This window comes from Marilutibacter aestuarii, assembly GCF_006546775.1.
Taxonomy (GTDB): domain Bacteria; phylum Pseudomonadota; class Gammaproteobacteria; order Xanthomonadales; family Xanthomonadaceae; genus Marilutibacter; species Marilutibacter aestuarii.
The window spans coordinates 23382-46963 of the sequence record NZ_VICE01000066.1 but is presented as its reverse complement, the minus strand read 5'-3'; the positions used below and the strand labels follow the sequence as shown (position 1 = coordinate 46963).

Below are 23582 nucleotides of genomic sequence, written 5' to 3'. Positions count from 1 at the left end.
GAGGAGACCGATCGATGAGGACAGGTGCACGCGTGTGGTGCTTGGGGTGGATCCTGGGTCTTGCAGGATGTGCGGCCAACGGAGGGCTGGCCACCGGGGCATTGCCGGTGCATGGCGCGCGGCTGGAGGGCTTCGACTATCCGCATCCGGTGTCGACCTACCGCTTCCAGTCGCAGGGGCAGGCGCTGGAGATGGCCTACATGGACGTGCCGCCGGACGGCGCGCCCAATGGCCGGACCGTCGTGCTGATGCACGGCAAGAACTTCTGCGCGGCGACCTGGGAGGCCACCATCGGGGTGCTGTCCGGCGCCGGGTTCCGCGTCATCGCGCCGGACCAGGTGGGTTTCTGCAAGTCCAGCAAGCCCGCCGCCTACCAGTTCAGCTTCCACCAGCTCGCGGCCAACACGCATGCGCTGCTGGCCAAGGCCGGTGTCGAGCGCGCCATTGTCATCGGCCACTCGATGGGCGGCATGCTCGCCACGCGCCATGCGCTGGACTTCCCCGACGCGGTCGAGCGCCTGGTGCTGGTCAATCCGATCGGGATCGAGGACTGGCAGGCCGAGGGCGTGCCTTACGCGAGCATCGACGCGCTGTTCGCGCAGGAACTGCGCACCGACGCCGCGTCCATCAAGGCCTACCAGTCGCGCTTCTATTACAACGGCGCGTGGAAGCCGGAATACGACCGCTGGGTCGACATGCTCGCCGGCATGTATGCCGGGCCGGGCGGACGGCAGGTCGCCTGGAACCAGGCGTTGGCCAGTGACATGCTGTTCACCCAGCCGGTCGTGCACGAATTCGGGTCCATCCGCGTGCCCGTCGTGCTGATGATCGGCGGCAAGGACCGGACCGCGCCGGGCGCCGGGCGTGCGCCGCCGGAGGTCGCCGCGCGCCTGGGCGACTATCCCGTGCTGGGCCGCTGGGCGGCTGGGGCGATCCCCGATGCGACCCTTGTCGAGTTCCCCGAGTTGGGCCATTCGCCCCAGGTCGAGGCGCCGGCGCGCTTCCACGCGGCCCTGCTCGACGCCCTGGTCGAGACCGCCGATGAATGAGGCGATGACCGGCGACGAGCGCTGGATGCGCCACGCCCTGGCCCTGGCCACGCGGGCGGAGCGAGAGGACGACGAGATCCCCGTGGGCGCCGTGCTGGTGTCGGCCGAGGGCGAAGTGCTCGGGGAGGGCTGGAACCGCAACATCACCGAACACGACCCGACCGCCCATGCCGAGATCGTCGCCATGCGCCAGGCGGGATTGCGGCTGGGCAACCACCGACTGATCGGCAGCACGCTCTACGTCACCCTGGAGCCCTGTGCGATGTGCGCGATGGCGATGGTCCACGCCCGGGTCGCGCGTGTCGTGTATGGCGCCAGCGACCCCAAGACCGGCGCGGCGGGCAGCGTGTTCGACCTGCTGGCCGACCCCCGCCACAATCATCGCATCGAGGTGGTCGGTGGGGTGCTCGGCGAGGAGGCCGGCGCGCGGCTGACCGCTTATTTCAGGGCCAAGCGCGGCAAGCCCCGCGCGGGCTGAGGCCCGTCAGAAGAAGGTCGCGATTTCGTCCAGCGGCCGCTTCTCGGTCGCATGCCGGGGAATGGTGGCACCGGCCTTGGGATAGCCCACCACCAGCAGGATGTACGCCTTGTCGTGCGCCGGGCGTGCGCAGACTTCGTTGAGGAAGTTCATCGGGTTGGGCGTGTGCGTCAGCGTGGCCAGTCCGGCATGGTGGAGCGCGGCGATCAGGAAGCCGGTGGCGATGCTCACCGACTCGGGCACGTAGTAGTTCTTGCGCAGCACGCCGTCCGCCGAGGCGCTCTTGCGCTCGCCGAAAATGCAGATCAGCCAGGGCGCTTCCTCCAGGAAGGGCTTGTCGGCGTCCGTGCCCAAGGGCTTCAGGGCGTCCAGCCACTCTTCGCCGGCCTTCCCTTCGTAGAACGCCCGTTCTTCACGCTCGGCGGCCTTGCGGATCCGGCGCTTCATGCCGGCGTCGCCGATGACGCTGAAATGCCAGGGCTGGTGGTTGGCGCCGTTGGGGGCAGTGCCCGCGGCGCGCAGGCAGGCTTCGATGATGTCGCGCGGCACCGGGCGGCTGTCGAAGTCGCGCACGGTATGACGCGTGCGCATGCGCGCGTGGAAGGCCTCTGCATTGGCGCGCATCTGCTCGACCGGAAGCTCCTCGTAGTCGGGCAGGGGAATGGGCACGTACTCGTGGGTCGGGGCGACAGGCATCGGCGTGTCCTTGCTGGCGTCAGGCGAAGTGGTGGTCGGGCAGGGCCTGGATCAGGCGCCGCGTGGTTTCGAGGTGCGCGCGCACCTCGCGTTCGGCCGCGTCCGCGTCGTTGGCGAGGATGGCCTCGACGAGCCGGTGGTGCTGCGCATGCGTCTCGAAGGCCTTGCGGGGCTCGACCATCAAGCGGAACTGCAGCCCATGGATCGAATGGCCGAGCCGCTCGAGGACGGCGGCCAGCTGGGGATTGCCGGCCGCGCGCGTGCAGCGCTCATGCAGATCGCGGTTGAGGTCCGAGTAGCGACGAATGTCGCCATCGCTGACCGCCTCGTCCATGGCATCGAGCAGTACGCGCAGGGCGGCCGGGTCGGTGGCGAGTACGGGCGTGGCCTTGCGGATGGCGAGCGATTCGAGCGCGATCCGGAGCTCGAACCACTGCTCGACCTCGGCGCGCGACAGCTGGCGGATGGTGACGCCGCGGTTGGGTATCGCCGCGAGCAGCCCGTCGGCGACCAGCCGCTGGAAAGCCTCGCGTACCGACGATCGCGAGACCGCCAGCCGACGGGCGAAGTCCAGTTCGACCAGGCGCTGTCCCGGAACGACATGGCCTTCGCGGACGGCACGGGTGATCGCGCCGACGACGGCGTCCACGGCCGAAGGCGATTCGACCGAAGGGATGGCGGCGGCGTGGCTGGGCTTGGACGGGGCGGCTTGCATCGCCTGATATTGTCAGACAATATCAACGGACAATCAATGCCGCGCGTTTCTTCCGCCCATGACCTACGTCGTCACCGACAACTGCATCCGCTGCAAGTACATGGACTGCGTGGAGGTCTGCCCGGTGGACTGCTTCCACGAGCTCGAGGCGATGCTGGTCATCGACCCGGAGGCCTGCATCGATTGCGGCGTCTGCGAGCCCGAGTGTCCCGTCGAGGCCATCCAGCGCGACGGCGAGGACGCGCTGGGACCCTGGATCGCATTCGCCGCCGAACAGGCGGCACATGCCCCCGTGATCACCCGCAAGGGCGAGCCGCCGGCGGATGCGGCCAAGTGGGAAGGGCGTCCCGGCAAGTTCGCGCTCGTGTTCGGGCGGTCGCTCTGACGCGGCCCGCCGACACCTGGGCGACATCTCCGAATCACCTGTCCGTCACGCGCTTTGTGGGATCAATTCAGTCCGCATTTAGCTGCGATGGCATGCCGCGGCAGTCATCTGCAAGGCCTCCGCCGATGGCCTCCGCGAACCATTCCCTGCCACTCGCTTGGCGCAGGGATGTACAAGCGCGTCGCGCCGGGTTCGCGCCATCGCACACCCGCTTCCCCTGCTTTCTCGCACGTCATCGTTTCCCAGGTCGTACGCCAACAGGAGTCGTGAAATGCCAAGCAAGAAGCCCAACATCCTCGTCATCTGGGGTGATGACATCGGCATGTGGAACGTGGGTGCCTATACCCACGGCATGATGGGCGACACGCCCAACATCGATCGAATCGCCAAGGAAGGCATGATCTTCACCGATCACTATGGCCAGCCCAGTTGCACGGCAGGCCGTGCGGCCTTCATCACCGGGCAGCTGCCGATTCGCACCGGCATGACCACCATCGGCATCCCGGGGTCGCCGCGAGGCATCCAGAAGGAAGACCCGACGCTCGCCGAAGTGCTCAAGGCCGCCGGTTACAAGACCAGCCAGTTCGGCAAGAACCACCTGGGCGACCGCAATGAGTTCCTTCCGACCGCCCACGGCTTCGACGAGTGGTTCGGCAACCTGTACCACCTGAATGCGGAAGAAGAGCCGGAACAGCTCGACTATCCGGGCCAGAAGGACCCCGAGTACAAGAAGAAGTACGCGCCGCGCGGCGTCCTGCACGCCTGGGCGACCGACGAGGACGACGACACCGAAGACGGCGTGTTCGGCCGGCGCGGCAAGCAGAAGATCGAGAACACCGGCATGCTGACCCGCAAGCGCATGGAGACCTTCGACGGCGAGGTGCTGGAGAAGGCGGTGGACTGGCTGGACCGCAACAAGGAAGGCCCCTTCTTCATGTGGTTCAACACCACGGCGATCCACATCTGGTCGCATCCCCAGGAGAAGTACAAGAAGATGGCGGTCGCCGAGGGCCGTGCCGAAGAGGACCTGGTCCGCGCCAAGATGCTCGAGCACGACGAGCAGGTCGGCGTCCTGCTGAAGTGGCTGGACGACAACGGCCTGGCCGACGACACGATCGTGATCTACTCGACCGACAACGGCAACGAGCTGATGATGTGGCCCGACGGCGGCTACGCCCCGTTCCGCGGCGAGAAGGGCTGCACCTGGGAAGGCGGCGTGCGCGTGCCGATGCTGGCCCGCTGGCCGGGCAACATCCCGGCCGGCAGCAAGTCCAACGGCCTGCAGAGCCACGAGGATGTCTTCGTGACCCTGGCCGCGGCGGCGGGCCTTCCCGACGTCAAGGAAAAGCTGCTGAAAGGCTATGAAGCCAACGGCATCACCTACAAGGTCCATCTCGACGGTTTCAACCAGCTCGACATGTGGACGGGCAAGACCGACGAGTCGGCGCGCCGTGCCCTGTTCTACTACGACGAAACCGATCTCACGGCCGTGCGCGTCGGCAACTGGAAGATGCACATCGGCGTGAAGAAGGAAGGCATCTGGTGGAACGCGAAGTACTGGCCTTCGGTGCCCTACATCTTCAACCTGCGGATGGATCCACTGGAAAAGATGGACCCGGAAAGTCACGAGTGGGGTTACATCGGCCGCAAGTTCGTGGCGTCGAAGCTCTGGGCGCCCACCGCGGCGACCCCCTTCATCGAAGCGCACATGAAGAGCATCAAGGAATACCCGCCGCGGCAGGGCGCGGACACGCTCAGCGTGCATGTCGCGCTGGAGAAGGCGATGGCGTTGCTGGACAACCCGGGGGCCAGCAGCAACTAGCCGGGCCTGCCCGCCGCGGCGTTCCGGCACGCGGGGCGGGGATCGGGCAGGGCGCCCGGTTCCTCGCCCCCTGGCGCCCTCCAGCGCAGGGCGTCGATGCCCTGCGGCGGTGCGCCGCCGCATTGACGCCGACGCGGCCCCGCAGCGATCCTGCCTGCCACGGCATGAGCCCTGTCTCCTTCGCGGCGTATCCCCTTGGACCCAGCATCCACAGATCCGATCCGGGCGTTCTACAACGCGCATCCTTATCCGCCGCCGGTCCCCGACCTCGACCGCGTGCGCGAGCGCTGGCGAGACCCCGGCCGTAGCAGGTCTGAATTCCACCTGTTCTGGCCCGACCGCCCCTTCCGGGCGGAGTTCGACATCCTCGTCGCCGGTTGCGGCACCTCGCAGGCGGCGCGGCATGCGATCTGCTGGCCCGGGTCGCGCGTCACCGGGATCGATGTCAGTGCGACGAGCCTCGAAGAGACCCGGCGGCTGAAACAGCGATACGCGCTGGACAACCTCGAGACCGAGATGCGCGCGATCGAGGACGTCGGCCAGTCCGGCCGCCAGTTCGACCTCATCGTCTGCACGGGTGTACTTCACCATCTCGCCGACCCCGGGCTTGGCCTGCGCGCGCTGAGGTCGGTGCTGAAGCCGGGCGGGGCGCTCTACCTGATGGTCTATGCGCCCCATGGCCGCACGGGCATCTACCTGTTGCAGGCGTACTGCCGCCAGCTGGGCATCGGGACGTCGGCCGAAGAGATCGACGGACTGGTCGAGGTCGTCGAGGCGCTGCCCTGGCAGCACCCGCTGATGGCCGTGCTCGGCCAGTCGCGCGATTTCCTGGATCGCGATGCGCTGGCCGATGCCTTGCTCAATCCACGCGACCGGGCCTACAGCGTGCCGCAGCTGTTCGAGCTCATCGCGGCGTCCGGCCTTGCATTCCGCCGGTGGTACCGCCAGGCGCCCTATCTGCCGCACTGCGGTGCGATGGCAAGGACGTCCCACGCCGCCCGGGTCCGCGCGCTGCCGCCCCAGGCGCAATTCGCCGCGATGGAGCTCTGGCGCGGCGCGATGGCCACCCATAGCGTCGTACTCGGGCGGGACGACGAGGAGGCAGGCCACCCGGTCGATTTCCAGGGGGAAGACTGGATGGGTTACGTGCCGATCAGGCTGCCGGCGACCGCCTGCGAACGCGAGCAGGTGCCGCCGGGCGCAGTGGGCGTACTGTTCAATCGCAGCCACCGCTTCCACGACATCGTCCTTCCAGTCGGGCCGGAGGAGGCGCGGATGCTCGAAGCGATCGACGGTCAGCGCACGATCGGCGAGATCGCCAGCATGGCGGGCTCGCCTGCGCCTGCGGGGCCGCGCGCCTTCTTCGAGGCGCTATGGCGCCATGACCAGGTCGCCATCGACGCGTCGAAAGGCGCCGCCTGATCAGCGCCCCCGGTTGCGCCGGGCCGTCGCGCGGGCGTGGCCGTGGTCCATTTCGTCGTTGATCACGCGTACGGCCAGGGTCGACTCGTAGGCGAGCAGCACGCTCGCAGCCAACAGCATGGTCACGCCCAGGGCCGCGAGCGCCGTGGGCGCGGACACGAAGCGATAGCCCAGGAAAGCGTCCGCGGCCACGGTCAGGCTGGTGCCGACGAAGCAGCTGACGGCGATGTACAGGAGCTGGCCGCCATAGAGCGTGATCCGGCTGCGCCGGCGCTGGATCGCGATCTGGCTTTCGATCCTGCGCAGCTCCTGGTCATCGGATGCGCTCTCCAGTTCCTGCAGGAGCGTCCGCGCCCGGTCGATCACGCGGGCCAGGCGCGCGTTCGCCGACATCAGCAGCGACGCGGTGGCGGTCAGGAAGAACGCGGGCGCGAGCATCGCGGTCAGGATGGTGTAGTGGGCGGCGGCGTCCTGGAGCATGGCGGTACGCGATGGCGGGGTTGCCGCTATCATGCCCCGAGACGACAACAGCGGCGAGACATGACGACGAAGACAGGGAAGGGCGACCGGCTCATCTGGATCGACCTGGAAATGACCGGGCTGGACACCGACACCGACTCGATCCTCGAGATCGCGACGCTGGTGACCGATGCGAACCTGGAGATCCTGGCCGAGGGACCCGAGCTGGCGATCCGCCACAGCGAGGCACGTCTCCAGGCGATGGACGACTGGAACCGTCGGCAGCACGGCGGCTCCGGCCTGTGGAAGCGCGTGGTCGAGAGCGGCGTGGACATGGCCGAGGCCGAGTCGCGCACGCTCGCCTTCCTGCAGGAGTGGGTGTCGGCGGGCACCTCGCCGATGTGCGGCAATTCCATCTGCCAGGACCGGCGGTTCCTTCACCGCCTGATGCCGGCGGTCGAGCGCCACTTCCACTACCGCAACCTGGACGTGAGCACGATCAAGGAGCTTGCTCGACGCTGGGCGCCCAGCGTGCTGTCGGGCGTGCAGAAGCAGGCGCGCCACACCGCCCTGAGCGACGTCCACGACTCCATCGCCGAGCTGCGCCACTATCGCGGTTTCATGGGCCGCCTGTCGGGCATCGACGGCGCCTGAGCGACGCCGCGGTAGCGCGTGAAACCGGGGCGCGGACCTAAGCGCCGGCGCCCGGGTCCGAAGGCGCGGCCAGGCGCTCCTGGACGCCCGGCGGCAGCGGCGCTCCCTCGACCACCTTGCCATCGAGGTGGTGGTACATGTGCACGTCGCGTTGCGGGAAGGGGATGCTGACGCCGGCCTGGTCGAAGCCCTTCTTGATCCACTCCGTCAGCTCGCACTTGGTGACGAAGTAGTCGGCATTGCCGACGTGGCAGCGGATGCCCAGGTTGACGCTGTTGTCGCCCAGTCCGTAGACGAGCACGTCGGGCGCCGGCTCGGGAAGCACGCGCTCGTCGCCGTTCATGAGTTCCAGCGCGATCCTGCGCGCCTCGTCGATGTCGTCGCCGTAGCCGATGCCGATCACGATCTCGACGCGGCGCATGACGTCCGGGGTGAGGTTGATGATCGAGTCGGTCGTGATCAGGCTGTTGGGCAGCACGATGGTGTTGTTGTCCGGACCGCGCAGCCGGGTCTGGAAGATGCTGATCGACTCGACCTTGCCGGTCTCGCCGTTGATCGTGACCACGTCGCCGACCTTGAACGGCTTGAGCGTCACCAGCATCACGCCCGAGGCGATGTTCGACAGCGAATCCTTCAGCGCCAGGCCGACCGCCAGGCCCGCCGCGCCGAGCAGGGCGAAGGCCGAGGTCATCGGTACGCCGAGGATGCTCAACGAGGTGAGCGCCAGCAGCACCAGCAGCGCCACGTAGGCCACCTTGCGCAGGAACATCACCGCGGTCGGCTCGACCTGGGCGCGCGAAAGCCCCTTTTCGGCCAGGCCGGCCACCCATTTCACCAGGCGCATGCCGATCACGAAGATCAGCAGGGCCCAGAGCAGTTTCATCCCCCAGGTCACCAGGAACGCGGTCACCTGCGTCGATTCAAGGTCGTTGAACCAATCCATTCGCCATCTCCGGATTCTTCAAATGCAGAGCCCCGCTTGATGCGGGGCTCTGGTTGTGCCGGCAAGCATATAGACCGGCACGTTAGCGTAACGTCATGCCACCGCTTCAGCCCTTCGCCGCGTCCTTGGCCTTGGCCAGCTTGAGCCAGGTATCGACGACGGTGTCGGGGTTGAGCGAGACCGAGTCGATGCCCTGTTCCATCAGCCACTGGGCCAGGTCGGGGTGGTCGCTCGGGCCCTGGCCGCAGATGCCGACGTACTTGCCCTTGGCCTTGGCGGTCGCGATCGCCATCGCGAGCAGCTTCTTGACGGCGGGGTCGCGCTCGTCGAACAGATGGGCGACCAGGCCCGAATCGCGGTCCAGGCCCAGGGTCAGCTGCGTGAGGTCGTTGGAGCCGATCGAGAAGCCATCGAAGATCTCCAGGAACTCTTCGGCCATCAGCGCGTTCGAGGGAAGCTCGCACATCATGATGATCTTCAGGCCGTCCTTGCCCTGCTCGAGACCGTTGGCCTTGAGCACCTCGACCACGCGCCTGCCCTCGTCGAGCGTGCGCACGAACGGGATCATCACCCAGCAGTTGGTCAGGCCCATCTGCTCGCGGACCTTCAGCACCGCGCGGCACTCCAGCGCGAAGGCCTCCGCGAACGCCGGGTCGACGTAACGGCTGGCCCCGCGGTAGCCGATCATCGGGTTCTCTTCGTGCGGCTCGTAGCGGCTGCCGCCGATCAGGTTGGCGTACTCGTTGGACTTGAAGTCCGAAAGGCGCACGATCACCGGGTTGGGCGCGAACGACGCGGTGATCGTCGCGATGCCCTCGGCCAGGCGGTCGACGTAGAAGTCGACGGGGTTGCCGTAGCCGGCGGTGCGCTCGTCGATGCGCTTCCGGGTCTCGGCGTCCTGCTGGTCGTACTCGAGCAGGGCCTTGGGATGCACGCCGATGTGGCTGGCGATGATCATCTCCAGGCGGGCCAGGCCGACGCCGGCGTTGGGCAGCATGGCGAAATCGAACGCGCGCTCGGGGTTGGCGACGTTCATCATCACCTTGAGCGGCGCCGGCGGCATGTGCTCCAGGTCGGCGGTGTGGCGTTCGAAGGGCAGGGCGCCGTCGTAGATGAAGCCGGTGTCGCCCTCGGCGCAGCTGATGGTGACCACCTGGCCGTCCTGGATGGTATCGAGCGCATTGCCGGTGCCGACCACGGCGGGCACGCCCAGCTCGCGGGCGATGATCGCGGCGTGGCAGGTGCGGCCGCCGCGGTTGGTGACGATCGCCGCCGAGCGCTTCATCACCGGCTCCCAGTCGGGATCGGTCATGTCGGCGACCAGCACGTCGCCCGGCTGCACGCGGTTCATGTCGTCGAGGGAACGGACGACGCGCGCCACGCCACTGCCGATCTTCTGGCCGATCGCGCGGCCCTCGCAGATCACCGGGCCGCGCTCGCCGAGCTGGAAGCGCTCGATCTGGGTCGCCTTGGCGCGCGACTTCACTGTTTCCGGGCGTGCCTGGACGATGAACAGCTTGCCGCTGACGCCATCCTTCGCCCACTCGATGTCCATCGGGCGGCCGTAGTGCTTCTCGATGACCATCGCCTGCTTGGCCAGTTCGTGCACGTCCGCGTCGTCGATCGAGAAACGGTTGCGCAGTTCGGCGGGGGTGTCTTCGATGCGCACGCGCTCGCCGGGCTGGTCCGAATAGACCATGCGCAGCTGCTTGGCGCCGATCGCGCGGCGCAGGATCGCCGGGCGACCCTCGCTGGCGGTGCGCTTGTAGACGAAGAACTCGTCGGGGTTGACCGCACCCTGCACGACCATCTCGCCCAGGCCATAGCTGGAGGTGATGAACACCACGTCGCGGAAGCCCGACTCGGTGTCGAGGGTGAACAGCACGCCGGAGGCGCCGACGTCGGAGCGGACCATCAGCTGCACGCCCGCCGACAGGAACACGTCCTCGTGCTTGAAGCCGTGGTGGACGCGGTAGGCGATCGCGCGGTCGTTGTAGAGGCTGGCGAAGACTTCCTTGACCTTGTGGACGACGTCGTCCTCGCCGGTCACGTTGAGGAAGGTCTCCTGCTGGCCGGCGAACGAGGCGTCGGGCAGGTCCTCGGCGGTCGCCGACGAGCGCACCGCGACAGCGACCTCACCGCCGCCGTTCTGGTCGCACAGGCGGCGATAGGCCTCGCGGATCGCCGCGTCCAGGTCGGGCTGCAGCGGCGCGTCCGTCACCCAGCCGCGGATCTCCGCGCCGGCGGCGGTCAGCGCCGGCACGTCCTCGACGTCGAGCGTGGCGAGGCGGTCGAAGATGCGCTGGTGCAGGTTGTTGTGGTCGATGAAGGACTTGAATGCTTCCGAGGTCGTGGCGTAGCCGCCCGGTACCGAGACCCCGAGGTTGGCCAGGTTGCCGATCATCTCGCCGAGCGAGGAGTTCTTGCCGCCTACGCGGGCGAGGTCGGACAGGCGCAACTCATGCAGCCAGAGGATGTTCTCTTTCAAGACGGGGGACTCCTGGTACGGCGCAACGATCGGGGCTGGGGCGGGGCGGGCGCACATGTCCCGCGGACAAGCCGCTATGATCGCCTGTGCGCCGGGCGCTTACAAGGTTGATCCGGCGGGCTTTTTCGTATGGGCACGGCATTCTCCGGGGGAGCCAGGCATGGGTTTGCGACCGGTTTTCTATATTTCCGACGGCACCGGCATCACCGCCGAGACCATCGGCCACACCCTGTTGACCCAGTTCCAGGAGACCCGCTTCGTCAGCGAGCGCATCTCCTTCGTCGACAGCGTCGAGCGCGCCCGTGAAGCCTCCGAGCGCATCCGCAAGGCGGCCGAGATGCACGGCGTGCGTCCGGTGATCATCAATTCCTGCGTCGACAACAAGGTCAGCGCGGTGCTCGAGGAGAGCGGCGGCCTGCTGCTGGACGTCTTCGCCCCGTTCATCGCGCCGCTGGAAGAGGAATTCGGCGAGACCCGCCGCCACGCGGTCGGGCAGGCCCACGGCCTGGTCGACTTCGAGACTTATCACCGGCGCATCAACGCGATGAATTACGCGTTGACCCACGACGACGGCGCCAGCATCGACTACGCCGAGGCCGACCTGATCCTGGTGGCGGTGTCGCGGGCCGGCAAGACGCCGACCTGCGTCTACCTGGCGCTGCACTACGGCATCCGGGCGGCGAACTATCCGCTGACCGAGGAGGACCTGGAGCACGACCGCCTGCCGCCGCGCCTGCGCCCGTACCGCAACAAGCTGTTCGGCCTGACCATCGACCCGGTGCGCCTGCAGCAGATCCGCCAGGAGCGGCGCCCCGATTCGCGCTATGCGCGCCTGGAGACCTGCAAGCGCGAGGTGGCCGCTGCGGAGATGATGTTCCGCGCAGAACGGATTCCCACCTTGAGCACCACCCATACCTCGATCGAGGAAATCTCCAGCAAGGTCCTCTCGACCCTGGGCATCCGCCGCGAGATGTTCTGAGGCGGGGCGGTCCGACGGCGTGCCCATTCGAGCGGGCTGAATCCTGAAGGTATGCCCGACGGCGGCCGCGGTCAACGCTGCCGCGGGCGCCGTTGCCCGTGTAGGATCGAAGCCATGCCGATGCTTGCCGCCACCGCCGAACGCCTGCCGCGCCTCAACCGATTCGGTTGGCTGATGGGGCTCTATGGCGAGAACCACGGGCGCTTCCAGCGCCTGTTCGCGCCGGCCCGGCTGGGCCTGGGCCGGCATCGCTCATCGGTGGGCGACGGCCTGGACCTGTGCCTGGACGTGATCGAGCAGCACCGCTACACGACCGAGCTGCGCCTGACCTACGCGATGCCCGACCCGGTGACCGGCGAGCCCGATCCTTCGGCATGGCTGCGCGTCTACCACGACACCCGCCAGCTCGAGGCCACGCACTGTTACATCGGACGGCGCTGGCAGGACGTGATCGGCCTGTATCCGCCGCCGGCCGAGGTCATCGGGCATCGCATGCGGATGAACACCTTCCTCGGCAAATGGCTCGAATACCTGGGCGAACGCGGCCACGGCATCGCGACGTTGCGGGGGCCGGAAATTGTTTCGGAAGAAGTCATCAAAACCGCTTGACGACTTCGAAAACGGCCCCTAACATAGCCGTCTTTCCAGCACGTGGGGCCATAGCTCAGCTGGGAGAGCGCTACAATGGCATTGTAGAGGTCGGCGGTTCGATCCCGCCTGGCTCCACCACTTTCCTGGAAATAGAAGTACCTCTAAAGCAGCACCTCGTCCCCATCGTCTAGAGGCCTAGGACACAACCCTTTCACGGTTGCGACCGGGGTTCGAATCCCCGTGGGGACGCCAAACAAAAAAGATAAAGCCCTGATTCGTCAGGGCTTTTTTCTTTTGCATTCGGGGCTGGCGACTCGATTCTTCGCCGGTGTTCTTGCACGCACAGTGCCGGATGCCTCTACTGGCGGTCGTTGCAGGAGCGAGGCGCATGGCGTGGGCGCGCATCGCCCCCCGGATGCCACCCGAGTCCCGACGCCAGGTGATCGCTTCCGCGCGCGCGAGGCCTTTGATCCTCGTGCGAAGTTCATTGCCGCCAAGTTGAGGCGAGCGGTGACAACTCGCTCCGTGAAGATGCGCCCGCTCAGACGCGGCGTTCCGTCCCCATGTTGCCGGGGCAGGTGCATGGCCTTGATCGCAAACGGACGTTCACGATTTGCTCAATGGCGCTTCCACGGCCTCGGCCTTTGCAGGCCGGTTGGTCGCTCGATACATAGCGGCGAGCGCGCGCCTGTTTGCTCGCGCGTCGGACTGCCGGGCAGGAATCGACTCGAAGATGCTGATCGCCTGGACGAAGTGCGCTTCCGCTTGTTCATAGCGTTTCAGGGCCTCGCAGGTCACGGCGATGTTGCTATGGGTGGTCGCAACTGACGGATGGTCAGGTCCCAGCGCCGCCTGGCGGATCGCGAGAGCGCGCCCATACGATTCAAGTGCCCTGTCGTACCGCTTGCCCTGGTCGTAGATGACACCAAGGGTATTGAAGTAGCCAGCGACGCTGGGATGCTCGGGGCCAAGTTCTCGCGTCTCGATCGCCAGTGCGCGCAGGGCAATACTTTCGGCCTCTTCAAGTCGATCCAGTCTCCACATGAGGTCTGCCATGTTGCCGAGCAGTGAGGAGAGATCGCTGTCGGCGAAGCCTTCGCGATCAAGGATCCCCAGCGCGCTTCGATACAAGGCCTCCGCGCGGTCAAGTTCCCCCTGGCTGTGATAAGCCAGCGCCAATGCAGCCGTGGCGTCGGCGACCTCCCGCGAGTCGGCGGCATAGGCCGCTTCCACCGAAGCCAGCGCCTGTTGATAAAGGGTCAGGGCGCGGTCGTACCGCCCCTGTTCGCGATACGCCTCGGCGAGATTGTTGTAGGCCGTCGATCTGTCTTCGGCACTGGAACCCGGGGATGAAACGATGGACGGCAACGCCTGCTCGAAACTGAGCTGGGCTTCGGTGTACTGGGCCAGAGCCAAATGCGCTGCGCCAGCCAGGGTCGCCGCTTTGGCAAAGGCCAAGCTGGTGTCGCCCTGTTGCTCACGCGCCCGCTGCGCGGCTCGGTCCGCTAAAGCGACGCTTCCAACGAAGTCCCCTTGCGCGTAAGCACGATCCGCTTGCGCGTAGATCTCCTTCCACGACTCCTTGGCCGATGGGTCCGACTTGCATGCACCAAGCACCATGCAAATGGCCAGAAACAGGCAGTAGCCTTTGCGCGCGAAGCCGGACACGGACCCGCGCCTAGGCCTGTAGGAATTTCTCATGGGAGCCCTTCCCAAGGACGTTTGCGCTGAGCTTAGGGCGGGGCTCGCCACGCAACAAGTCTGCCGACCTTCCCAGGCGTGCACGTGAAGTTTGCGAATTGAATGATTTGACGGTTCATAGAGGTTTTCGCCTGAGTCGTAACCCGCTGTTTCTCAATCGTTTGGGCTCGATTTGGACGAGGGTTCCGAGCGGGAAAAAAGTCGGGGGTCGAGCTCGGATCCCGGTGGGAGCGCCATATAACGAAGCAGAAGTCCACTTTTCGCTGGCTTCTGTTTTTTCCCGCCTGGCGTCTAGACGGGGCAGGGCGCGCGGAGTCCGGGCGCCCTCCAGAGTTGCCGTGGCCGGCGTGCATGGCGCAGTATTCGCGCCGTTAACCCGTCCTGGCGTACGATTTGCCCATGCCACTCCGTTCGTTCGCGTTGCGTGTCCTGGTCGCGTTGCTGCTGGTCCTCAATGGGGCCGGTGGCGCTGCGGCGTCGGTGCGCATGGCGTTCGTGCACGGCGGTATCCACGAGACCGCGGTCGATGCGGGGACCGCGTCGGGCGCGATGGCGGCAATCGAATCGGCGCCCTGCCACGACGACGGGGCGTCCGCGCCCGTCGCGACCGCCACCGTTCCGACATCGGCGGCGGAGGCCGGCCATGCCGGCGGCGACGACTGCTGCGCCGGCGACAGTTGTGTCTGCGCCTGCCTGTTGCACGCCTCCGCGTTGCCCCCGGGCGTCTTCGAGGCGATGCGCCCGGCGCCCGGACCGCTCCGGCTCGCCCGTGCCGGCGAGGGTGCGCCCGATCCGTTGCGCACGCAGCTGATCCGACCGCCGATCGCCTGAGCCCGCACGGCACCCTCGTGCCGCGCCAGGCTCGATCGCCATTGCGGCTGACGTCGCATTGGCCGGTCGAGCGGCAGCCTGCCGACCTTTCGTTGCGGAAGGTCCCGTCGATGCTCCCACGGAGTCCAGCATGTCTTTCTTTTCCCCCAAGGGCGCGGACGCAGTCCCCAGCGCCCTCTCGCGCCGACGTTTCGTCCAGGGCCTGGCCGCCGGTGGCGTCGTCGCCGGCCTGGCCCCCTGGGCCGGTCGCGCATGGTCGTCGCCCACCACGGTGCCCGGCGCCGTCCTCACCGGCACCGAGTTCGATCTCGCCATCGGTGAGTCGCCGGTCAATTTCACCGGCCGCACGCGGCCGGCCATCACGGTCAATGGCCGCCTTCCCGCGCCGCTGCTTCGCTGGCGCGAAGGCACCACCGTCAACCTGCGCGTCCACAACCGCCTGCCGCCGGGCTCCACGCACGGCGATGCCACGTCCATCCATTGGCACGGCATCATCCTGCCGGCGAACATGGACGGCGTGCCCGGGCTGAGCTTCGACGGCATCGCGCGCGGCGAGGCCTACCACTACCGCTTCGACGTCAACCAGGGCGGCACCTACTGGTACCACAGCCACTCCGGTTTCCAGGAGCAGGCCGGCCTGTACGGCCCGCTGGTGATCCACCCGATCGCGCCGGAGCCTTTCGCCTTCGATCGCGATTACGTGGTGATGCTCTCGGACTGGACGGACCTGGATCCGGCGGCCCTGTTCGCGCGCCTGAAGAAGATGGCCAGCTACGACAACACCTACATGCGCACCGTCGGTGATTTCGTGCGCGACGTCGAACGCAAGGGCCTGGCCGACACCCTGGACGACCGCGGGATGTGGGGGGAGATGCGGATGACGCCGACCGACCTGTCCGACGTCAACGCCAACACCTACACCTACCTGATGAACGGCACCACCTCGCTGGGCAACTGGACGGGCCTGTTCCGCAGCGGCGAGAAGGTCCGCCTGCGCTTCATCAACGGCTCGGCGATGACGTATTTCGACGTCCGCATCCCCGGGCTGAAGATGACCGTGGTGGCGTCCGACGGCATGTACGTGCATCCGGTCACCGTCGACGAGTTCCGCATCGCCGTCGCCGAGACCTTCGACGTCATCGTCGAGCCGAGCGGGCAGGACGCGTTCACGATCTTCGCGCAGGACATGGGCCGCACCGGGTATGTCAGCGGCACGCTCGCGACCCGCGAAGGCCTGCGCGCGCCGGTGCCGGCGGTCGACCGGCGTCCCATCCTCACCATGGCCGACATGGGCCACGGCGGCATGGACCACGACATGGGCGCGATGAAGGGCATGGAGGGCGGCTGCGGGGCGAACATGGGGCACGGCGACGGCCACGACATGTCGGCGATGTCGCATGGCGACACCATGCAGTCGCATCCAGCCAGCGAAGAGGGCAATCCACTCGTCGACATGCAGACGATGTCGCCCGAGCCGCGCCTCGCCGACCCGGGCGTCGGCCTGCGCGACAACGGCCGGCGCGTGCTCAGCTACGCCGACCTGCGCAGCCGGTTCGAGGATCCGGATGGGCGCGATCCCGGACGCACGGTCGAACTGCACCTGACCGGTCACATGGAGAAGTTCGCCTGGTCCTTCGATGGCATCAAGTTCGCCAGCGCCGAACCGCTGCGGATGAACTATGGCGAACGCCTGCGCATCGTGCTGGTCAACGACACGATGATGACGCATCCGATCCACCTGCACGGCGTCTGGAGCGACCTGGAGGACGAGAACGGCAACTTCATGGTGCGCAAGCACACCGTCGACATGCAGCCGGGCACGCGGCGCAGCTACCGCGTGCGCGCAGACGCGTTGGGTCGCTGGGCCTACCACTGCCACCTGCTGTACCACATGGAAGCCGGGATGATGCGGGAAGTGAGGATCGAGGCATGAGCACGCCCGAATCGAAGCGCGCGACGCTTTCCGTCGCACTCGCCACGTCCCTGGTGGCCATCGCCTGGTCTTCGGCGGCCCTGGCGCAGGACCCGCACACGCACCACCGCGCCGCGGCATCCGCGACCGCGCAGGATGTGCTGGATAACGATCCGGCCGAGGCGCCCGACCCTGTGACGCCAGCCGCGCAACAGCCGGCAATGGATCATTCGAAGATGGACCACTCGAACATGGACCATTCGAAGATGGATCATGCTGCGATGGGACATGGCGCGTCCGGGAGTGGGACCGCAAGCGAAGCACCTCGAACGCCGATCCCGCCCGTCAGCGAAGCCGACCTGCGGGCGGCGTTCCCCGATCTGCATGCGCATGCCATGCACGGCGACAGCGTGCACAGCTACTGGTCGATGGACCGCCTGGAGGCCTGGGACGCCGACGAGCACGGCACCGGCACCGCCTGGGAAGCGTTGGCGTGGATCGGCGGCGACGTCGACCGGATCTGGTTGCGAAGCGAGGGCGAACGCAGCGACGCCGGCACCGAGTCGGCCGACCTCGAGGTCCTCTACGGCCACGGCGCCTCCCGCTGGTGGGACGTGGTGGCGGGCATCCGACACGACTTCGGTGGCGAAGGGCCGTCGCAGACATTCGCCGCCCTCGGCGTGCAGGGCCTGGCGCCGTACAAGTTCGAAGTGTCCGGGACGGCGTATCTGGGCGAGTCGGGGCAGAGCGCGGCGACGCTGGAAGCCGAGTACGACACCCTGCTCACCAACCGCCTGATCCTGCAGTGGTCGGCCGAGGCCGAATTCAACGGCAAGGACGACCCGCGCCGTGGCATCGGCAGTGGGCTCGGCCACCTCGAAGCCGGCGCGCGCCTGCGCTACGAGTTCAGCCGGCGATTCGCGCCCTATGTGGGCGTGAGCTGGGAGCGGGCCTACGGCGGTACCGCCGACTACCGCGCGGCCGAGGGCGAAGACCGCGACGACACGCGCCTGGTCCTGGGCGTGCGCTTCTGGTTCTGAACAAGGAGAACATCGATGAACGAACGACTTGATCCGCGTCGCGCAAGGCACATGTCCACGCGCATCCTGCTGGCGCTTTCGATCGGAAGTGGCGTGGTCGCCTGCGCCGAGGTCGGCCCGCCGGCCGGCATCGCGCAGGCTTCCGTCGCCGCGCCGTCGGTGGCGATGCCTGCCGCAGCGGCCGCGAGCGACACCGCGCGCCCACCCGGGTCCGCGGCCGGGAAGGCCCATGAGGCCGGGTCGGAATGGCCGCCGGTGATCGTCCACAAGAGCCCGAGCTGCGGGTGCTGCACGCTCTGGGTCGAGCACCTCGTCGAGGCTGGTTTCAGGGTCGAGACGCGCGAGCATGCGCCCGATGCGCTGGATGCGCTCAAGCGCGGCCTCGGCATCCCGTACGGCAAGGGCTCGTGCCACACCGCCGAGGTGGGCGGCTATTTCGTCGAGGGCCACGTGCCGGCGGAGGACGTCAAGCGCATGCTCGCCGAGCGTATCGACGCCCGCGGCCTGGTGCTGCCGGGCATGCCGATGGGCTCGCCGGGCATGGAGATGCCCGATGGCCGCAAGGTGCCGTTCGCGGTCGAACGCGTCGACGCTGACGGATCGACCACGGTCTACGTGCAACATTGAGCGTGTCCCGCCCCGCGGCCGCACGAGGGACAGGGCGGGGCGGGGGGGCTTGACTCTGGACCATGGTCCAGCCTGCAGACTGCAGCGATCCCCACATCCGGACACGGACGGAGCACTGCATGAAGATCGGAGAACTCGCCCGCAGGACCGCTGTCGGCATTGACACGGTGCGGTACTACGAACAGCAGGGCCTGATGCGTCCGGCCTCGCGCCTGCCTTCCGGGTATCGCCTGTTCGACGAACAGGACGTGTCGCGGCTGCATTTCATCCGCCGGGCGAAGGCGTTGGGCTTCACTCTGGTCGAGATCCGCGAACTGCTGGCGCTGTCGGACAATCGCGACGACGACATGGCCACGTTGAAGGCCACCGCCGAGGAAAAGCTGCGCGACGTCGAGCAGCGCATGCTCGAACTGGCGCGCGTGCGCGATGGCCTTCGCACCCTGGTCGACGCCTGCCCCGGGCACGGCGCGCTGAAGCGCTGTCCGATCCTCAACGCATTGGCGGAGGACGCGGCATGAGCAGCGACACCCATCACCACGGCCACCCGGACCATTGCTGCGGCTCGAAGCAGGCGCAGGCCGGCGCGGGCCATGTGATCGATCCGGTGTGCGGCATGGCAGTCGACCCGGCCACCCGTCCCCATGGGGCCACGTTCGAAGGCGAGACGTACCACTTCTGTTCCGATCGCTGCCGGCAGAAATTCGAGGCGGATCCGGCGCGCTACCTCGACGCCGGCAAGGACAGCGCGGGGGAGGGGCCCGGGTCGCCGCCCGCGGCCGGCACCATCCATACGTGTCCGATGCATCCGGAAGTGCGCCAGGAGGGGCCGGGGACCTGTCCCAAGTGCGGCATGGCGCTCGAGCCGGAGATGCCCAGCCTGGAGGACGAAGACAACCCCGAACTGCGCGATTTCAGCCGGCGCTTCTGGTGGACGCTGCCCCTGAGCGCGATCGTGTTCGTGCTGGGGATGTTCGGGCAGCACCTGCCCGTGCCGGGCGCCACGGCGCGCAGCTGGATCGAGCTGGTGCTCGCCACGCCGGTGGTGCTCTGGGCCGGCTGGCCCTTCCTGGAACGCTGCGTGGCGTCGATCCGCAATCGCAGCCCCAACATGTGGACGCTGATCGGGATCGGCGTCAGCGCGGCCTACCTGTACAGCGTCGTCGCCACCGTCGCGCCGGGCATCTTCCCGGCATCGTTCCAGTCGCATGGACGGGTAGGGGTGTACTTCGAGGCCGCCGCCGTGATCGTGTCGCTGACCCTGCTCGGGCAACTGCTCGAGCTGCGCGCGCGCTCGCAGACCTCGGCGGCGATCAAGGCGCTGCTCGGCCTGGCGCCGACGACGGCACGAAGCCTGCGCGACGACGGCACGGAGGAAGACATCCCGCTCGCCCACGTCCATGTCGGCGACCGGCTGCGGGTCAGGCCCGGCGAGAAGGTGCCGGTGGACGGCACCGTGCTCGAAGGCCGCTCCAGCGTCGACGAGTCGATGCTGACCGGTGAGGCGATGCCCGTCACCAAGGGGGTCGACGATGCCCTGATCGGAGCGACGATGAACGGCAACGGCAGCCTGGTCATGCGTGCGGACGAGGTCGGATCGGGGACGGTGCTGGCGCGGATCGTGCAACTCGTCGCCCAGGCCCAGCGCTCGCGCGCGCCCATGCAGCGCATGGCCGACAAGGTGGCGTACTGGTTCGTCCTGGCGGTGCTCGCGGCGGCCGTGGCGACCTTCCTCGTCTGGGGCCTGTTCGGCCCGGAGCCGGCATGGACCTTCGCCGTGCTCAACGCGGTGTCGGTGCTGATCATCGCCTGTCCATGCGCGCTCGGCCTGGCCACGCCGATGTCGATCATGGTCGCGACCGGTCGCGCCGCGAGCGTCGGCGTGCTGTTCCGCGACGCAGAGGCGGTCGAACGTTTCCGCGAGGTCGACGTGCTGGTCGTCGACAAGACCGGCACGCTGACCGAAGGCCGGCCTGCGTTCCACGAGGCGATCGGCATCGACGGCGTGGAGGCAGATGCGCTCCTGCAGGTCGCGGCAAGCCTCGACCAGGGCAGCGAGCACCCGCTGGCCGAAGCCATCGTCGAGGAAGCGCGCCGGCGCGGCCTGTCACTCGAGGTGGCGGAGGACTTCGAATCGGTGACCGGGCTGGGGGTGCGCGGCCGCGTCGCCGGGCGCGAGGTCGTCCTCGGCAACAGTCGCCTGATGGAAGAAGCCGGTATCGATCCCGCGCCGATGCGCGAGGCCGCCGAGCGCCTCCGGGAGGAGGGCGCCAGCGTCATGTTCCTCGCGGTCGCCGGGCGACTCCACGGACTGGTCGCCGTCGCCGATCCGGTCAAGGCGTCCAGCAAGCCTGCCATCGACGCGCTGCGCGAGGCCGGCATCCGCGTGGTCATGGCGACCGGCGACGGTGAGACCACCGCCCGGGCCATTGCCGGCAGGCTCGGCATCGACGAGTTCCATGGCGAGGTGCGCCCGGAGGAAAAGGCCACCCTCGTCAAGCGCCTGAGGGAGGAGGGCGGCTGCGTGGCGATGGCCGGCGACGGCATCAACGACGCTCCGGCACTCGCCGCCGCCGACGTTGGCATCGCCATGGGCACCGGCACCGACGTGGCCATGTCCAGCGCCCAGGTGACCCTGGTCAAGGGCGACCTGCGCGGCATCCTGCGCGCCCGTGCGCTGTCAGAGGCCACCGTCCGCAACATGAAACAGAACCTCGGCTTTGCCTTCCTCTACAACAGCATCGGCGTGCCGGTCGCGGCCGGCGTGCTGTACCCGTGGCTGGGCCTGCTGCTCAGCCCCATGGTCGCGGCGCTGGCGATGAGCCTGTCGTCGGTGTCGGTGATCAACAATGCGCTGCGGCTCAGGCACGGCGCGGCGGCCGAGCCGGCATCCATCGCTGCAGCGAGCCAGGCGCAGTCGACCGAGGCCAGGCCGTGAGGTTCCTTGGAGGAGGTTTGATCGCATGAACAAGTACGCGAAATTCGCCGCCATGATCGCCACGTCCACCCTGGTGATGTTCGGGCTCATGTACCTCAACACCTACAGCCTGGACCACGTGTTCTTCAGCGAGACGCGCGCGTACATGGCGCTGGTGATGGGCGCTTCGATGGCCATCGTGATGCTGCTCTTCATGCTGGGCATGTACGACAACACCCGCACCAACGTCGTGATCCTGGCGGGCAGCGCGCTCGTGTTCGCCGGTGCCCTGTGGCTGGTACGCAGCCAGGAGACCGTTGACGATGTCTCCTACATGCGCGCGATGATCCCGCATCATTCGATCGCCGTGCTCACCAGCCGACGCGCCCACATCGCAGACGCCCGCGTCCGCGAGCTGGCCGACGGCATCATCGAAGCCCAGGTCCGCGAAATCGACCAGATGAAGGCACTGATCGAGGACCTGGAGCAAAGGGAGGCGGCGAAGTAAGCGACAGCGGCGGGTGCACCCAAGCCTTGGGACTTTCGGGCCCCGGTGAGGTTCGCGCTTGGGTACTGCCTTACCGGCCCGTTGGTTGGCTGCAGTTTCCAGTGTTCGATGTGCGCCGCGAGCCCGACTTCTGGAAGCGGCGCTGGGCGTCGATTCCATTGAATCGGCTGCTTGGCGACCTGCAGGGTATACCTTCCTACTCACGCCGAAAGATGCATTCAAGCCGTGGTCGGCATGCAGCCGTGGGTAAAGCGATGGCGACCGGGCACGCCCTGAATTATTCGCTTCGCGACCTGCGATAAGGGATGCTTGTCGAGGGCAGGGAAGGGCAGCTACCGGCCCATTGCGGACGTGCACACGATCATCGCAAGCCTTAGCGCAGATTTCACGCGACGTTCACGGAAGAAGTTCGAACGTCCTTTTCCACGCATGGCACTAGTCAGGGGTGTGCAATTGGAACGCTTCGCTGCAGGACCAGTCACCGCCGTCGCTCGCGTCATGATGTTCGGCGCGGCGATAGACGCGATCTGCGAGATCAGGGCGTTTGGGCGTTCCGCTATCCCTTGTTGCGGTCGCCGTGATCGCGGTCGCGCCAGCGTTCGGTCCGCCCTTGCTCCTGCGCGCCCCCTCGTCGGCTGGCTCGCCCGAGAGGCTCCGGAGAGGGCAGGGGCGTCGCGATGAACACGCGCACGCTTCACGACGCCGACGCCGACGCCGACGCACCGCAACGCCGGGAACGTCCCCTGCGCCATCTTCCGGAGCCCGTGCCGCCAGTGCCGGAGATTGATGTCGCCGATCCACGGGCCTCCACCGAGTATTCCGCCTACCGCACCGGCCTGTCGAACCTGCGCACGGGGCTGTCCGAGCATCGGACCGACCTGTCCGAGTTCCGCACCGACCTTTCCGGGAATCGCACCGAGATGTCGATGCGGCGAACCGGCATGTCGTTCCAGCGCACGCGCATGAGCGCGGATCGCACGCTGATGTCGATCGTGCGCACCTCGCTTTCGCTGATCAGCTTCGGCTTCACCATCTTCCAGGTCTTCAGCAAGGCCCTCGGCCTGCCCAACGTCGCGCTCGCCAGCGACGCGCCGCGGACCTTCGGTCTCGCGCTGGTGGCGCTCGGGATCGTCCTGCTGACCCTCGGCATCGCCTACCACGTGAAGTTCATGCGCAGCTTGCGCAGCGAGCGGTCGAAGATGGTTCGCGACGGCCTGCTGCATGGCGACAGCCCCTATCCGGTGTCGCTGACCCTGATTACCGCCAGCCTGCTGTGGCTGGTCGGCCTGTTCGCCATCGCCAGCATGGCGCTCGATGCCGCACCCGCTGGGTAAGCGCCTGCCGCCCCTCGTTCGACGCCTGGCCGGC

General features: G+C 67.6%; 22 protein-coding genes and 2 tRNA genes. 18 read left to right on the top strand and 6 right to left on the bottom strand.

Annotation, left to right across the window (positions count from 1 at the left end):
- Nucleotides 1-14: 14 nt before the first annotated feature.
- The gene (locus tag FKV25_RS06860) at nucleotides 15-1049 is read left to right on the top strand and encodes an alpha/beta fold hydrolase (RefSeq protein ID WP_141518043.1); all 1035 of its coding nucleotides are present in this window, start codon (nucleotides 15-17) and stop codon (nucleotides 1047-1049) included.
- Nucleotides 1042-1527 (top strand): tRNA adenosine(34) deaminase TadA, encoded by a 486-nt coding sequence (tadA, locus tag FKV25_RS06855; protein ID WP_141518042.1) that lies wholly within the window; start codon nucleotides 1042-1044, stop codon nucleotides 1525-1527. Before FKV25_RS06860 ends, tadA begins: the two co-directional genes overlap by 8 nt.
- 6 nt (nucleotides 1528-1533) lie before the next feature.
- Here tadA and FKV25_RS06850 read toward each other — a convergent pair whose 3' ends face one another.
- On the bottom strand, nucleotides 1534-2223 hold the full coding sequence (locus tag FKV25_RS06850; protein ID WP_141518041.1) for a nitroreductase family protein: 690 nt from the start codon (nucleotides 2221-2223) through the stop codon (nucleotides 1534-1536).
- A gap of 19 nt (nucleotides 2224-2242) precedes the next feature.
- Nucleotides 2243-2938, bottom strand: coding sequence for a GntR family transcriptional regulator (locus FKV25_RS06845; protein WP_141518040.1), 696 nt, complete (start codon nucleotides 2936-2938; stop codon nucleotides 2243-2245).
- A gap of 58 nt (nucleotides 2939-2996) precedes the next feature.
- Here FKV25_RS06845 and fdxA point away from each other — a divergent pair, with 58 nt between their 5' ends.
- The 3 genes from fdxA to FKV25_RS06830 all read left to right on the top strand — a co-directional run bounded on the left by fdxA (nucleotide 2997) and on the right by FKV25_RS06830 (nucleotide 6567).
- Entirely contained in the window at nucleotides 2997-3323 is a 327-nt protein-coding gene (fdxA, locus tag FKV25_RS06840; protein ID WP_141518039.1) for a ferredoxin FdxA, read from the top strand.
- A 271-nt stretch (nucleotides 3324-3594) separates the two neighbouring features.
- Nucleotides 3595-5145, top strand: coding sequence for an arylsulfatase (locus tag FKV25_RS06835; RefSeq protein ID WP_141518038.1), 1551 nt, complete (start codon nucleotides 3595-3597; stop codon nucleotides 5143-5145).
- 195 nt (nucleotides 5146-5340) lie between these two features.
- On the top strand, nucleotides 5341-6567 hold the full coding sequence (locus FKV25_RS06830) for a class I SAM-dependent methyltransferase (RefSeq protein WP_141518037.1): 1227 nt from the start codon (nucleotides 5341-5343) through the stop codon (nucleotides 6565-6567).
- On the opposite strand, the gene FKV25_RS06825 is transcribed toward FKV25_RS06830, so the two are convergent.
- The gene (locus FKV25_RS06825) at nucleotides 6568-7047 is read right to left on the bottom strand and encodes a DUF2721 domain-containing protein (protein ID WP_141518036.1); all 480 of its coding nucleotides are present in this window, start codon (nucleotides 7045-7047) and stop codon (nucleotides 6568-6570) included. It lies immediately after the preceding gene.
- A gap of 60 nt (nucleotides 7048-7107) precedes the next feature.
- Here FKV25_RS06825 and orn point away from each other — a divergent pair, with 60 nt between their 5' ends.
- Nucleotides 7108-7680 carry an oligoribonuclease gene (gene orn, locus FKV25_RS06820; protein WP_141518035.1) on the top strand — a complete coding sequence of 191 codons (573 nt, stop codon included), beginning with the start codon at nucleotides 7108-7110 and terminating at the stop codon, nucleotides 7678-7680.
- Nucleotides 7681-7717: 37 nt separating this feature from the next.
- Here orn and FKV25_RS06815 read toward each other — a convergent pair whose 3' ends face one another.
- The gene (locus FKV25_RS06815; protein WP_141518034.1) at nucleotides 7718-8623 is read right to left on the bottom strand and encodes a mechanosensitive ion channel family protein; all 906 of its coding nucleotides are present in this window, start codon (nucleotides 8621-8623) and stop codon (nucleotides 7718-7720) included.
- Between the two features lie 106 nt (nucleotides 8624-8729).
- The gene (ppsA, locus tag FKV25_RS06810; RefSeq protein WP_141518033.1) at nucleotides 8730-11111 is read right to left on the bottom strand and encodes a phosphoenolpyruvate synthase; all 2382 of its coding nucleotides are present in this window, start codon (nucleotides 11109-11111) and stop codon (nucleotides 8730-8732) included.
- Between the two features lie 160 nt (nucleotides 11112-11271).
- On the opposite strand from ppsA, the gene ppsR reads away from it, so the two are divergent.
- From ppsR to FKV25_RS06790, 4 genes are all read left to right on the top strand, one after another.
- Nucleotides 11272-12090 carry a posphoenolpyruvate synthetase regulatory kinase/phosphorylase PpsR gene (gene ppsR, locus FKV25_RS06805; RefSeq protein WP_141518032.1) on the top strand — a complete coding sequence of 273 codons (819 nt, stop codon included), beginning with the start codon at nucleotides 11272-11274 and terminating at the stop codon, nucleotides 12088-12090.
- A gap of 114 nt (nucleotides 12091-12204) precedes the next feature.
- Nucleotides 12205-12699, top strand: a complete 495-nt coding sequence (locus tag FKV25_RS06800; RefSeq protein ID WP_141518031.1) for a DUF1249 domain-containing protein — start codon at nucleotides 12205-12207, stop codon at nucleotides 12697-12699.
- A gap of 44 nt (nucleotides 12700-12743) precedes the next feature.
- A tRNA-Ala gene (locus FKV25_RS06795) sits at nucleotides 12744-12819 on the top strand.
- A gap of 38 nt (nucleotides 12820-12857) precedes the next feature.
- Nucleotides 12858-12933 (top strand) — tRNA-Glu (locus FKV25_RS06790).
- 354 nt (nucleotides 12934-13287) lie between these two features.
- Here the strand turns inward: FKV25_RS06790 and FKV25_RS06785 are convergent.
- Entirely contained in the window at nucleotides 13288-14349 is a 1062-nt protein-coding gene (locus tag FKV25_RS06785; RefSeq protein WP_170218571.1) for a tetratricopeptide repeat protein, read from the bottom strand.
- Nucleotides 14350-14781: 432 nt separating this feature from the next.
- Here FKV25_RS06785 and FKV25_RS06780 point away from each other — a divergent pair, with 432 nt between their 5' ends.
- From FKV25_RS06780 to FKV25_RS16470, 8 genes are all read left to right on the top strand, one after another.
- A complete protein-coding gene (locus FKV25_RS06780; protein WP_141518029.1) occupies nucleotides 14782-15213 on the top strand; it encodes a CopL family metal-binding regulatory protein in 432 nt (143 codons plus the stop codon).
- A 130-nt stretch (nucleotides 15214-15343) separates the two neighbouring features.
- Nucleotides 15344-17146, top strand: coding sequence for a copper resistance system multicopper oxidase (locus FKV25_RS06775; RefSeq protein WP_141518028.1), 1803 nt, complete (start codon nucleotides 15344-15346; stop codon nucleotides 17144-17146).
- Nucleotides 17143-18165, top strand: coding sequence for a copper resistance protein B (locus FKV25_RS06770; protein WP_141518027.1), 1023 nt, complete (start codon nucleotides 17143-17145; stop codon nucleotides 18163-18165). The genes FKV25_RS06775 and FKV25_RS06770 overlap by 4 nt, the downstream gene beginning before the upstream one ends.
- Before the next feature lie 15 nt (nucleotides 18166-18180).
- On the top strand, nucleotides 18181-18792 hold the full coding sequence (locus tag FKV25_RS16350) for a DUF411 domain-containing protein (protein WP_342777166.1): 612 nt from the start codon (nucleotides 18181-18183) through the stop codon (nucleotides 18790-18792).
- Between the two features lie 119 nt (nucleotides 18793-18911).
- Nucleotides 18912-19310 carry a heavy metal-responsive transcriptional regulator gene (locus tag FKV25_RS06760; RefSeq protein ID WP_141518026.1) on the top strand — a complete coding sequence of 133 codons (399 nt, stop codon included), beginning with the start codon at nucleotides 18912-18914 and terminating at the stop codon, nucleotides 19308-19310.
- Complete coding sequence (locus FKV25_RS06755; protein WP_141518025.1) at nucleotides 19307-21727, top strand: heavy metal translocating P-type ATPase; 2421 nt, start codon at nucleotides 19307-19309, stop codon at nucleotides 21725-21727. Before FKV25_RS06760 ends, FKV25_RS06755 begins: the two co-directional genes overlap by 4 nt.
- A 25-nt stretch (nucleotides 21728-21752) precedes the next feature.
- Nucleotides 21753-22214 carry a DUF305 domain-containing protein gene (locus FKV25_RS06750; RefSeq protein ID WP_141518024.1) on the top strand — a complete coding sequence of 154 codons (462 nt, stop codon included), beginning with the start codon at nucleotides 21753-21755 and terminating at the stop codon, nucleotides 22212-22214.
- A gap of 677 nt (nucleotides 22215-22891) precedes the next feature.
- Nucleotides 22892-23548 (top strand): YidH family protein, encoded by a 657-nt coding sequence (locus FKV25_RS16470; RefSeq protein ID WP_141518023.1) that lies wholly within the window; start codon nucleotides 22892-22894, stop codon nucleotides 23546-23548.
- The last annotated feature ends 34 nt before the right edge of the window (nucleotides 23549-23582 follow it).